We start from the raw sequence: 13,150 nt of genomic DNA, 5'->3' as shown, positions 1-13,150 counted from the left end.
TTTGATCCCTACCGAGGGCTGCGTTTTGCCAGAATACGCTGCAGCGTCCGGCGGTGCATATTGAGCCGCCTCGCGGTCTCGGAAACATTGCGGTCACACAGCTCATAAATGCGCTGGATATGCTCCCACCGGACCCGGTCGGCACTCATCGGGTTTTCGGGGGGTGGCGGCAATTCGTCGTCGCCGCTCAGCAGAGCATTCATAATATCCGCCGCATCCGCAGGTTTGGACAGATAATCCGTCGCGCCAATTTTCACCGCAGCAACAGCGGTGGCAATAGCGCCATATCCGGTCAGCACCACAACCCGGCTGTCCGGGCGCTTTTCACGCAGCACTTCGACCACATCCAACCCATTGCCATCTTCCAGCCGCAGATCAACCACGGCAAAGGCCGGGGGGCGGGCGGTGGCGATGGCGCGCCCGCCGGCTACGGAACCAGCAGTTTCTACTTCAAAACCGCGTTTTTCCATAGCTTTGGCCAACCGCCGCAGAAAAGGTTCGTCATCATCAACAAGCAAAAGTGACTTGTCTGGTCCAATGTCCTGCAGTGCGTTCTCGGCCATACCCGGTTCTCCGCCAATTTTGCGCGTATTTATAAGCACATTCTTGAATTTGATACTAGCGACCCGGGCAGGAAGGTCAAACAGCTCATCCGCTGTTACATGTTTTCGACAAAGCAGCTGACCTTGTCCGCAATCTGTTCGGGGGTTTCATCGCGGCGGAAGAAATCGACAAAGCCAATTTCTGGAAGCACCAGATAGGCAAAGGTCGAATGATCGACCAGATAATAACCGTCATCGCCGGGCTGGCGTTTGAAATAGGTCTTATAGGCCCGGCTCGCCGCCTTGATCTGCTCCAGAGAACCCGTCAGACCGATCATCTTTTCATGCATGTTATAGGCAAAATCGCCCACCACTTCGGGGGTGTCGCGCTCTGGGTCGATGGAGACAAAAACCGGCGTGGCACTGATGCCCTGCTCAGCCAGAACGTCAATGGCTTCGGCATTGCGAGAGACATCCAGTGGGCAGACATCCGGGCAGAACGTGTAGCCAAAGTACAGAATCGACGGCTCGGTGAAGACGTCTTTGTCCGTCACCGTCTCGCCCTTGCTATTAACCAGCTCAAACGGGCCACCAATGGCATCACCACCGCTGGCGATCGTGCTGCCACGACATTGTGCAAACTGATCCGTCTCCCCACCACGGGTGAAAAACCAAGTGCCCCCAGCGAGGGCAGCGATAAATGCAACAGCAAGAAGAGAGTAGAGGCGAGCCATGTGATCACACTTTATGTTGGAGGAGGAGAGTTGATCGTTTTCGCCGCCAGACCTATCAAGAAACTCAGGCAATGCAACTGGGCGAGATGGTCACAGGTCTGCGAGCCGTCGTAAAATATCTCAAGCTCCAGGAGCTTTCGCATGCCCGACACAGAATTTGGCCTCATGCAGGGCGAAGACCGCAGCCATTGGATCCGGCTGCGGACCCTGATTATGCTGCGCTGGATCGCTATTGCAGGGCAGCTCATCGCCATCACCGTGGCGCAGCTGCTTTACAATCTGCAACTGGATCTCGGCCTGTGCCTTTTGGCCATTGGTGTTTCGGTGATCAGCAATCTGTTGGCGATCTTTGTCTTTCCTGAAAATAAACGCCTGTCAGAGTTTGAGAACTTTCTGATGGTGCTGTTCGATCTGCTGCAGCTGGGTTTCCTGCTCTACCTCACGGGTGGGCTGCATAATCCCTTTGCCTTGCTGGTGCTTGCGCCTGTGACCATTTCCGCTGCGATGATGGGGCTTCGGTCGACCCTGATCATTGGCGGCACTGCCATCATTCTGGTCACCCTGATGGCCGAATTCCACATGCCGCTGCGCACGGCGCAGGGCTTTGTCCTGCGCATCCCGGACATCTTTATTTTTGGCAATTGGACCGCCATCGTCATCGCCATTTTGTTCATGGGTGCCAACTCCTTTCGCATCAGTACAGAAATGCGACGCATGTCTGATGCGGTCGCCGCCACTCAGCTTGCCCTGTCGCGCGAACAAAAGCTCACCGATCTGGGCGGCGTTGTCGCTGCTGCCGCACATGAGCTGGGCACCCCACTGGCCACCATCAAGCTGGCCAGCGGAGAGCTGATTGACGAACTGGAAGACCATCCCGACCTGCGCGATGACGCCCAGCTTATCCGCGAACAGGCAGAGCGCTGTCGCCATATCCTGCGTGACATGGGCCGGGCTGGCAAAGATGACCTGCATCTGCGCCAGGCGCCGCTGTCGACGGTGATACACGAAGCCGCCGAGCCCCATCTCAATCGCGGCAGGGAGATCCTGTTTGATGAAGGTCCGCTGGAAGATGGCAGTTTTCAGCATCCAACTATTTTGCGCAAACCCGAGATCATTCACGGGCTGCGCAATCTGGTGCAAAACGCCGTCGATTTCTCCCGCACCAGAGTGTGGATTGATGCGACCTGGAACGACGATCAGATTTGCCTGCATATCTATGACGACGGGCGCGGGTTTCCACCGCATCTGATTGGCCGCATTGGCGATCCGTTTATGCGACGGCGACGCAGCGAAAGTGATCGAAAACAGCGCCCCGAGTATCAGGGCATGGGTTTGGGATTGTTCATCGCCAAAACCTTGTTAGAGCGTACCGGAGCCGAGCTGACCTTTGCCAATGGCGCCAGTAAACCACTGCCACATCCAACGGAGCGGCGCGGGGCCATTGTCAACGTAACCTGGCCGCGTGAGAAAATTGACGCCTTGGTGGGTGAAAATGCTGTACCCAAGGGAAAAAATAAATGGATAGAAGTTTAACTATTCATTTTTAGGTAATTAATTAAACTACAGTTAACCATTTCCGCGCCATCATAGGGAAAACCAGTCCAGACTAGAGGCAGAAAAATATGCAGAACATCATCTCGATTGAGTGGTTGATGCTGGCCACACTTTGCTGCGCCACTGCAGCCGTAGCCGTCTGGTGGCTGTCGCCCGAACAGCGTTCCAAAGGAATGGAGCAGGATCTGTTGGTCGGCGACGGGCGCACGGATGCCGTCTTTCTTTTTGACGACACCAACCTGATTGGCTGGTCCTCTGGTGCACGCAAATTCATCGGTGAACACGCGGAACATTTCAGCTGGAACATGCTGCGGGACCAACTGGCCCGTAACTATCCCGGCCTGCCGCAAAGCCCCGGTTTTCTCAAGGATGTGGGGCCGCTGGTTCTGTCTGGCACCGCCTCGGCCGAAAGCCGCGAGGCCCATTGTGAATGGATTGACGGCATCACCCGTGTGCAGCTGCGCCGCAGCACCCTGGAAGAACAAAACAAAAGCCTGGATCAAGAGCTCACCACCCTGCGCGCTACGGTCCATCAGGCCCCCTATCCAGTCTGGCTGCAATCCGACGAAGGCGCCGTGACCTGGTCCAACCTGGCCTATGATGATCTCAGCCATAAACTTCGCGGCCGCGACGCTGAATTCTCGGAACCGATGTTCGACAATCTGGATGAGCCGAAAAAGAGCGGCAAGGCCGAGCGGATCTCGATCCCGATGCCAGAAAGCACCAAACGCCTGTGGTACAATATCTCCACCACTGAAACCGAAGCCGGCTGGCTGTGCCATGCGGTGGATGTGAACGCCGTGGTCGATGCCGAGGTCGCCCAGCGCAACTTTGTGCAGACACTGGCAAAAACCTTTGCCCAGCTCTCCATCGGGCTGGCGATCTTTGACCGCAACCGTCAGCTGGTGCTGTTCAACCCGGTTTTGATTGATCTCACCGCCCTGCCCGCCGGCTTTCTCAGCTCGCGGCCAACTTTGATGACCTTCTTTGATCGGCTGCGCGACCAGCGCATGATGCCCGAGCCAAAGAACTATTCCAGCTGGCGCCACCAGATCGAAGACCTGCTCGAGGCCGCCGCCGAAGGCCGCTATCAGGAAACATGGTCGCTGCCCTCGGGCTCTGTCTATTCGGTGTCGGGACGTCCCCACCCCGATGGTGCCATTGCCTTCCTTTTTGAAGACATCACCGCCGAGGTCACCCTGACCCGTCAGTTCCGCTCTGAGCTCGAAATGGGCCAGTCGATCATGGACCAGATGGGCGAAGCCATTGCGGTATTTGCCAATGACGGCACCATGACCTTCTCGAATGAGACCTATCATTCGCTGTGGAAAATGGACCCCGATGCCAGCTTTGCCAAGGTTTCCATCATGGATGCCGCCCGCATTTGGCAAGACACCTGCAGCGCCACCCCCGTCTGGGGAGAAATCCGCGACTTTGTTGCCGGCAGCGATGGCCGCACACCCTGGTGGGCACGGGTGCAGCTGCGAGACGGCACGCCGCTGCTGTGCAAGGTGACTGCGATCCAGAACGGCGCAACCATGGTCAGCTTTCAGACCCCAGAGCCGGGCCTGCCGCCAAAAGAACAACAAAAGTTCGCCATCACTGATCAAAGCGGCTCTGTCTGACGACTACGGCAAGTCTCCAAAATCCAGGACCCAGAAGGGCGCGATCATCAACCAGGTGATTGCGCCCATCGCGCTTGCAGCCCGTGCAGCCCAGAGGCATTGTACGGCCATGACCAAACCCAGTGATCCAGCCCTCTCTGACCCGCCCTCTGCAACACCGGCACAGAGCCCAGTTTCCTGTCAGCTGACCTCTCCCGAGGCAACAACACAGCTGGCCAAACAGCTTGCGGCACAGTTGCAGCCCGGCGACTGTCTGTTGCTGGAGGGGCCGATTGGGGCAGGAAAAACCCATTTTTCCCGCAGTCTGATCCAATCGCTGATGACACATCCCGAAGATGTGCCTTCTCCCACATTCACTTTGGTGCAAACCTATGAGGTCCCCTCGGGTGAGCTGTGGCATGCGGATCTCTACCGTCTTTCTGCCCTCGAAGAGATTGAGGAACTTGGCCTGTCCGAGGCCTTTGATGACGCCATCTGCCTGATTGAATGGCCCGATCGTCTGGCCGAGCTGACACCGACGCATGCGCTGCACCTGGAGTTCTCGCTTGATCCGGCAGAGGAAGATTGCCGACACCTGACCCTGACCTGGAGCGATGCCAAATGGCAAAGCCGCATGGATGAGATTGCACATGACAGACCGTGACAGCCAGATATTGGCATTTTTGCACCGCGCTGGCCGGGGAAACTGGTGCCGTGCACCCTTGGCCGGCGATGCCTCGGCGCGCCGCTACGAGCGGCTGACCAGCCCGGATGGCCGCAGCTTGATCCTGATGGATGCCCCCCCGGGCAGTGGCGAGACCATTCGCCCCTTTGTCCGCATCGCCAATTACCTGCGCTCCCTTGACGTCAGCGCCCCCGCCATCCTGAGCGAGGATGCGGATAACGGCCTTCTGTTGACCGAAGATCTGGGCGATCAACGGTTCTACGAGGTGCTTAAACAGGACCCCAGTCAGGAAAAACCGCTCTATGCACTGGCCACCGATTTTCTGGTCCAACTGCACAAAGCCTCAGACGCAACTCCCCTGTCCGGTCTGGACACTCTGGGGCCCCGCGGCATGGCCGAGATGTCCAGCCTGGTGATCGAGCGCTATTGCGACGCCATCACCGGATCGGCAAACCCGGACATGAAAGCCCGGTTTGAAAACCAGTTTGAGGATATCCTGCGCGACACCGTGAAAGAGAGCATGGTTTTTGTGCACCGGGATTTTCACGTGCAAAACCTGATGTATCTTCCAGAACGCAACGGGTTGGCTCAGGTCGGCGTGATTGATTTTCAGGACGCCCTAATCGGACATCCCGCCTATGATCTTGTCTCGCTCCTGCAAGACGCCCGCCGTGATGTGCCAGCCGCCATCGAGGCGCAGATGATCAACCGTTACCTGCAGGCCACCGGATTGGACGACTCGGGGTTTCGCAGTGCCTATGCGGTGATTGGCGTCCAGCGTAACCTGCGCATTCTTGGTGTTTTTGCACGGTTGTCGCAGGATTTTGGCAAACCGCAATATCTGGAGCTGATGCCACGAGTCTGGACCCATGTCATCAACGGCTTGGAGCACCCTGCTCTCGCCCCTCTGGCGCAATGGCTGCTGCCAAAACTGCCTACTCCCACGCCTGAAAACCTGGCAAAGCTGCGCTGATGAGCGGCGCAACTTCCCCCCGCAGCTGCCCCAATGTGATGCTTTTTGCCGCCGGCTTTGGCACCCGAATGAAGGCGCTGACCCAGTCCTGCCCCAAACCGATGATTCCCGTCGCCGGCCAGCCGCTGATAGACCATACGCTACAGCTGGCTCAGGCGATCCAACCACAACGGATTGTTGCCAATCTGCACTATCTGCCGCAACTCCTGGAGGCGCATCTCACACCCAAGGCGGTGCTGCTGAGCCATGAAAGCCCGCAGGTGCTCGATACTGGCGGCGGGCTGCGTCAGGCGCTGCCGCTGCTGGGGACGGACCCCGTCTTTACCGCTAATACCGATGTGATCTGGAAAGGGGATAACCCATTTCAGGTGGCGCTGAACGCCTGGGATCCGGCGCGGATGGACGCACTATTGGTCTGTATCCCGATCAGCCGCTGCCGCGGCCGCACAGGCAGCGGCGATTTCACCTGCGACAGCGAAGGCCGCATCAGTCGGGGTGGAGATCTGGTCTATGGCGGCGTGCAGATTCTCAAAACCGAAGGGCTGCACCGGATTGAAGAAGAAGTGTTTTCCCTCAACCTTTTGTGGAACGATATCGCCAGCCGGGACCATCTGTTTGCGGTGGAATATCCGGGCCACTGGTGCGATGTGGGCCATCCCGAAGGGATCGCCATTGCCGAGGATCTGATTGCCAATGATGTTGTTTGAACCTCAGGACAGCCCACGCGTCTTTGCCGTTCCAAACGGCGTTGATTTCCCCCGCGCCCTGGCCCAGGGGTTGATCCAGCGCAGCAGATCGCTGCCGCCAGAAAACTTGGCGCGGGTCGAGGTCATTCTCAATACCTCGCGGATGATGCGCCGCTGCCGCGCCCTGTTTGAGGAAGGCCCGGCCCTGTTGTTGCCACGCATGCGTCTGCTCACCGACCTAGCGCGCGAGGCCAGCCTGCAGGGTTTGCCCCCGGCACTGCCGCCGCTGCGCCGCCGGTTGGAGTTGTCGCAGCTCATCGCCAAACTGCTGGATGCCCAGCCCGATCTGGCAGCGCGGTCCTCGCTCTATGATCTGTCGGACAGCCTGGCCAATCTGGTCGATGAAATGCAAAGCGAGGGCGTCAGCACTGAGGTCATTCGCAACCTGGATATCTCTGATATGTCCGGGCATTGGGCACGGGCACAGCAGTTTATCGGCATCGTCGACCAGTTTGTTGATCTACATAGCGACACCGTCGACACCCAGGCTCGGCAACGCCAGATGGTCGAGACCCTGATCGCCAAATGGGAAGTGGATCCGCCGCAGCATCCGGTGATCCTGGCCGGCTCTACGGGTTCGCGCGGGACCACGCATATGCTGATGGAAGCCATTGCCCGCCTGCCCCAGGGCGCGGTGGTGCTGCCAGGTTTTGACTTTGAGCAACCGCCCGAGGTCTGGCATCACCTGCGCGATGCACTCACCTCCGAAGACCACCCGCAATACCGCTTTGCCAAGTTGGTGGCGGATCTCGACATGGACCCCGGCGATGTGCAGCGCTGGAGCCCGGATCAGCCGACGTCACCAGCGCGCAACCGTCTGGTCTCGCTGGCCCTGCGCCCCGCCCCCGTCACCCACGCCTGGATGAGCGAAGGCCCAAGGCTCACCGAACTGGACGAGGCCTGCGCCGATGTCACCCTGGTGGAGGCTGCAAACCCCCGTGCCGAGGCCCTGGCGATTGCCCTGCGCCTGCGCCAGGCCGCCGAGGACGGCAAAACCGCCGCGCTGATCTCGCCGGATCGTATGCTCACCCGGCTGGTGTCCGCCGCATTGGATCGCTGGGGCATCTTGCCCGATGATTCCGCCGGCCTGCCGCTACAGCTGACGCCTCCGGGGCGTTTCCTGCGCCACGTGGCAGAGCTGTTTTGCCGGCCGCTCACGGCGGATGCATTGCTCACGCTGCTGAAACATCCGCTCACCCATGATGGCGCCAGCGCCGCTGCGGCGCGCGGCGAACATCTGCGCCACACCCGTGATTTTGAGCTGGACCTGCGCCGCAATGGCCCGCCCTTTCCCGATGCGGCAAGCTTTGAAGCCTTTGGGACGGACCGCGCCCTGACGCCCGGTTGGACGGAGTGGCTGTCGCAAAACTTTGCCGACCAGCAGGTCGCCAAAACACTGCATTTGACCGATTGGGTGGCGCTGCTGCGCACCCGCGCCGAGGCCATTGCCGCCGGCAGTCAGGTGCTGGCAGAGGGGGAATGCGGCACCCTGTGGGATAAAAAAGCCGGGCAAGAGGCGCGCGCGGTCTTTTCCAATCTGGAGGCTGAGGCCGCATATGGTGGTGCGATGTCAGCCCGTGATTTTGCCGACCTTTTGTCCGCCATCCTGTCTCAAGGAGAGGTCCGGGACCGCGACGCGCCCTATGGATCTATCATGATCTGGGGCACGCTGGAGGCCCGTGTGCAGGGCGCCGATCTAGTGATTCTGGGCGGCCTGAATGAGGGCAGCTGGCCGGAAGCGGCCAAACCCGATCCTTGGCTGAACCGACAGCTGCGCCATCAGGCCGGATTGCTGCTGCCCGAACGCCGTATTGGCCTGTCGGCGCATGATTTCCAGCAGGCCATTGCCGCACCCGAGGTCTGGCTGACCCGCGCCGCCCGCTCGGATGAGGCCGACACAGTGGCCTCCCGTTGGCTCAACCGCCTGACAAACCTGCTCTCCGGGCTGCCGGATCAGGGCGGGAAAGCGGCCCTGGATGCGATGCGGCAACGTGGGCAGGAATGGCTAGGCTGGGCAGAGGCTTTGGAACAACCAACCGAGTTGCCAAGTGCCCCACGCCCCTCCCCGCGCCCGCCCGTTGCCAGCCGCCCGCGTCGGCTGACCATCACCGAAATCCCACGCCTGATCCGTGACCCTTATGCGATCTACGCCAAACACGTGCTGCGCCTAAAGCCTTTGAACCCGCTGGTGCAGGAACCAGATGCCCTGCTGCGTGGCATCGTGGTGCATGAAATCTTTGAGGTGTTCATTCGTGACAGCCTGGAAGACCCCAGCCGCCTGACCCCTGAAAACCTGATTGAAACCGCCCGCAGCCTGCTGGAGCGGGATGTGCCCTGGCCGGTGGCGCGGATGTTGTGGCTCAGCCGGATCCAGCGCCTGGCAGGGGATTTCATCCTGGCGGAGCAAAACCGACAGTCCCGCGGCAAACCCCTAAAACTGGAAGCCCTGGGCGAGGCCCGGTTGCAGCCTTTTGATTTCACCATCGCCTGTCGCGCTGACCGCATTGATCAGGACGATCGCGGCTTTTTGCATCTTTATGACTACAAAACCGGCGCCCCCCCCTCGGAAGCGCAACAAAAGAAGTTTGAAAAACAGCTGCTGATCGAGGCCGCCATGGCCGAAGAAGGCGCCTTCAAGGAGATCGGCCCCGCCGAGGTCGCCCGCGCCGCCTTTATCGGGCTGGGCAGCACCCTGAAAGAAGTGCCCGCGCCGCTACAGGATCAGCCCCCGGCCAAGATCTGGGAAGAGTTGAAACAGTTGATCGGTGCCTATTTTGAACAGGACCAGGGCTATTCCAGCCGCCGCATGGTGCACCGGGATGACATTGCAGGCGATTATGACCACCTGGCCCGGTTTGGCGAATGGGACCGCAGCGCCATGCCCGAACCCGAGGATCTGACATGAGCAGCAGTGCCCCAAAACACCGCGATGCCGCCTCTGAGGCGCAGTTTCGCGCCGCCCGGCCTGACGCCTCCACCTGGCTGGCGGCCAATGCCGGCTCGGGCAAGACCAAGGTTCTGACGGACCGGGTGGCGCGGCTACTGCTCAAAGGTGTGCAGCCACAGCATATTCTTTGCCTCACCTATACCAAGGCCGCCGCCAGCGAGATGCAGAACCGTCTGTTTCAGCGACTGGGGGAATGGGCAATGCTGCGCGATGATCAGCTCACCGCTGCGCTCAGCGAGTTGGGGGAAACCAATACAGCTTCTGAGGATCTGGCCCAGGCGCGCACCCTGTTTGCCCGCGCGATTGAAACCCCGGGTGGGCTGAAGATCCAGACCATCCATTCGTTTTGTTCCTCCCTGCTGCGGCGTTTCCCGCTGGAGGCCGGGGTCAGCCCGCAGTTTTCCGAGATGGAAGACCGCGCCGCATCCCTGTTGCGGGCCGAGATTGTCGAGGACCTGGCCAAGGGCGATCTGGCGCATCTGGTAGAACCGCTGGCACGCCATGTTGGCGGCAGCGATTTTGAGGACCTCACCGCCGCCCTGTGTCAGCGCCGCGCCGAGTTTGAAACAAAGCTGGATTGGTCTGCATTGCTGGCCCGGTTTGATCTTACCGATGGGTTTGATCCGGCCGCGCTGGAGGCGCTGGTGTATCTGGGCGGCGAGGCAGAGCTGCTGTCGCGCACCCGCGCCATGTTGGAAACCGGCGGCACCACAGATCAACGCGCCGCCGCCAAACTGGCGGGGATCACCACCCCGACACTGGGTGATCTGGCCACACTGGAAGACATCTTTCTGACAGGGGCCGGCGCCGCTGAGCCGTTTACAGCCAAGATTGGCAAATTCCCCACCAAGAAGCTGCGCGAAGCAAATGTCAGCCTGATGGATCAGCTAGAGCCGCTGATGCTGCGGGTGGAAGACGCCCGCGCCAAACGGCTGGCCTTGGTGGCGGCGCGAAAATCCCACGACCTGCATCAGTTTGCCCAGGCCTTCCTGCCGGAATATGAGGCGCGCAAACAGCAGCGTGGCTGGCTCGACTTTGATGACCTGATCCTCAACGCCCGCCAGTTGTTGAACGATCCGGCGGTGGCCGCCTGGGTGCTGTATCGCCTGGACGGGGGCATCGACCATATTCTGGTAGATGAGGCCCAGGACACCAGCCCGGTTCAATGGGACGTGATCGAAAAGCTGGCGCAGGAATTCACCGCCGGGATCGGCGCGAGATCGGACGTGGAGCGAACGATCTTTGTGGTCGGCGACAAGAAGCAGTCGATCTATTCCTTTCAGGGCGCTGACCCGGATGCCTTTGACCGGATGCAGGTGGAATTTGCCAATCGCCTGTCCGAATCCGGCTCAAACCTGCAAAATGCCGCCCTGGAGTTTTCCTTCCGCTCCTCTGCCGCGATCCTGCGGCTGGTGGATCTGGTGTTCAAGGACAGCCCGCGCGCCGGGTTCCACAGCGACGCCCTGCACCGTGCCTTTAAATCTGACCTGCCTGGCCGGGTGGACCTGTGGCCTGCCGTGGACAAAACCGACGACGACGATGACAGTGATTGGACCGACCCGGTGGATCGCCCCGGCAGCCGCCATCACACGGTTATTCTGGCGGAACGCATTGCCGGCCAGATCAAGGAAATGATCGACAGCGGCGTGACCATCCCCGAGGATGGCCCACAACGGGGCAGCTTTCAGCGCCGTCCGGTCCATGCGGGTGATTTTCTTATTCTGGTGCAACGCCGGTCTGAGCTGTTTTCCGAAATTATCCGCGCCTGCAAGAATGCCGAGCTGCCCATTGCCGGCGCCGACCGGCTCAAAGTCGGGGCAGAACTGGCAGTCAAAGACATCGCCGCGCTCTTGTCTTTTTTGGCGACACCAGAGGATTCGCTGGCCCTGGCCGAAGTGTTGAAGTCGCCGCTGTTTGGCTGGTCCGAACAGATGCTGTTTGATCTGGCCCACCGCCGCAGCGGCAAACATCTGTGGCCGGCCCTGCGCGACCGGCGCCAAGAGTTTCCAGACACCCTGGCGGTGCTGGATGACCTGCGCGATCAGACCGATTTCCTGCGGCCCTTTGATCTGATCGAACGCATCCTGACCCGCCACCAGGGGCGGCAGAAATTGCTGGGCCGATTGGGACCTGAGGCCGAGGATGGCATCAATGCGCTGCTGTCTCAGGCGCTGGCCTATGAACGCTCCGATATTCCCAGCCTCACCGGGTTTCTGGTCTGGATGCAGACCGATGATCTGGAAATCAAACGCCAGATGGGGGCCTCGGGTGATATGATCCGGGTGATGTCGGTACATGGCTCCAAAGGATTGGAAGCGCCAATTGTGATCCTGCCCGATACCGCCAAACGCAACGCCCCCAGTGATGCGGAAATCATGGTGGCGAATGGCACCCCTGTATGGAAATTGCCCAAGGATCAGATGCCGGAACTGTTGTTTTCCGCCCGCGAGGCGGCGCAGGAAAAGCAGCAGAACGAACGGCTCAGACTGCTCTATGTGGCGCTGACCCGCGCCGAGAAATGGCTGATCGTCGCCACAGCCGGAACGCTGTCGAAAGAGGGCGACAGCTGGTATCAGCGGGTCGAGACGGCGATGCGTGAGGGCGGGGCCACGGCCTGCGATCTGCCCGGCGGCGAGGGCCTGCGGCTGGCCCATGGCGACTGGGACGGGCTGGATTTTGTCGCCCGAGAGGTGGCCGAAAAATCCACGTCAGTGTTGCCCGAGGTCTTTACCCGACCAGCGCCCGGCTATCTGCCGCCTGCGCAGACGCTCAAACCTTCCGACCTAGGTGGCGCCAAGGCCTTGCCCGGGGATCAGGGGCTGGACGAGGAAGAAGCCATGGCACGTGGCAGCAGGCTGCATCTGCTGCTGGAGTATTTGCCGCAAACGCCCCGTGCCGACTGGCAGACCCTGGCCAAGCGCCTGCTGCCGGAAGCCGCTGATCGGCAAGAGCTTTTGTCTGAGGCAAGCGCGGTTCTGGAAAACCCGGCGCTGGCGTCCATTTTTGCCCCTGAGACCCTGGCAGAGGTGCCGATCACAGCCCAGCTGGGAGAGCAGCGCCTTTATGGTATCATTGACCGGCTGATCGTGACGCCCGAGAGGGTGTTGGCGGTGGATTTCAAATCCAATGCGCAGATTCCAGAAAGCGCGCGACACTGCCCCAAGGGCCTGTTGCGACAGATGGCGGCCTATGGCCATGCCCTGTCGCAGATCTACCCCGGCCGCCAGATTGAGACTGCGCTTTTGTGGACCCGCACCGCCAGCCTGATGAGCCTGCCGCACGATCTTGTGACAGATGCGCTCAAGGAGGTGTTGGAACCTTGACGATCTGTTACGCTCTACCTAGGTTCCAACTCCAGTTGCCAT

9 protein-coding genes are annotated in these 13,150 nt (G+C 60.3%); 7 read left to right on the top strand and 2 right to left on the bottom strand.

All coding sequences use genetic code 11. The features are described from left to right. Positions 1–8: 8 nt before the first annotated feature. Positions 9–563: an ActR/PrrA/RegA family redox response regulator transcription factor gene (locus N1037_01005; protein ID UWS79626.1), complete on the bottom strand. Its 555-nt coding sequence runs from the start codon at positions 561–563 to the stop codon at positions 9–11. A 95-nt stretch (positions 564–658) separates the two neighbouring features. Next, a complete protein-coding gene (locus tag N1037_01000) occupies positions 659–1,276 on the bottom strand; it encodes an SCO family protein (GenBank protein UWS79625.1) in 618 nt (205 codons plus the stop codon). Positions 1,277–1,417: 141 nt separating this feature from the next. Here N1037_01000 and N1037_00995 point away from each other — a divergent pair, with 141 nt between their 5' ends. The 7 genes from N1037_00995 (at position 1,418) to addA (ending at position 13,108) form a co-directional block, all read left to right on the top strand. Beyond that, positions 1,418–2,809: an ActS/PrrB/RegB family redox-sensitive histidine kinase gene (locus N1037_00995; GenBank protein UWS79624.1), complete on the top strand. Its 1,392-nt coding sequence runs from the start codon at positions 1,418–1,420 to the stop codon at positions 2,807–2,809. Between the two features lie 89 nt (positions 2,810–2,898). Continuing rightward, a complete protein-coding gene (locus N1037_00990) occupies positions 2,899–4,455 on the top strand; it encodes a PAS-domain containing protein (protein UWS79623.1) in 1,557 nt (518 codons plus the stop codon). Positions 4,456–4,564: 109 nt separating this feature from the next. Further along, positions 4,565–5,098 carry a tRNA (adenosine(37)-N6)-threonylcarbamoyltransferase complex ATPase subunit type 1 TsaE gene (gene tsaE, locus N1037_00985; GenBank protein ID UWS79622.1) on the top strand — a complete coding sequence of 178 codons (534 nt, stop codon included), beginning with the start codon at positions 4,565–4,567 and terminating at the stop codon, positions 5,096–5,098. Continuing rightward, the gene (locus N1037_00980; GenBank protein UWS79621.1) at positions 5,085–6,092 is read left to right on the top strand and encodes a phosphotransferase; all 1,008 of its coding nucleotides are present in this window, start codon (positions 5,085–5,087) and stop codon (positions 6,090–6,092) included. The genes tsaE and N1037_00980 overlap by 14 nt, the downstream gene beginning before the upstream one ends. Next, entirely contained in the window at positions 6,092–6,799 is a 708-nt protein-coding gene (locus N1037_00975) for a nucleotidyltransferase family protein (GenBank protein ID UWS79620.1), read from the top strand. Before N1037_00980 ends, N1037_00975 begins: the two co-directional genes overlap by 1 nt. Beyond that, a complete protein-coding gene (gene addB, locus N1037_00970; protein UWS81415.1) occupies positions 6,789–9,743 on the top strand; it encodes a double-strand break repair protein AddB in 2,955 nt (984 codons plus the stop codon). Before N1037_00975 ends, addB begins: the two co-directional genes overlap by 11 nt. Beyond that, complete coding sequence (addA, locus tag N1037_00965; protein ID UWS79619.1) at positions 9,740–13,108, top strand: double-strand break repair helicase AddA; 3,369 nt, start codon at positions 9,740–9,742, stop codon at positions 13,106–13,108. The genes addB and addA overlap by 4 nt, the downstream gene beginning before the upstream one ends. Positions 13,109–13,150: the final 42 nt, after the last annotated feature.

It is taken from the genome of Phaeobacter sp. G2, from assembly GCA_025163595.1.
In the GTDB taxonomy this organism is placed as follows: Bacteria; Pseudomonadota; Alphaproteobacteria; order Rhodobacterales; family Rhodobacteraceae; genus Pseudophaeobacter.
The sequence above is the reverse complement of the archived record's forward strand: the minus strand, read 5'-3'. Positions and strand labels throughout refer to the sequence as shown.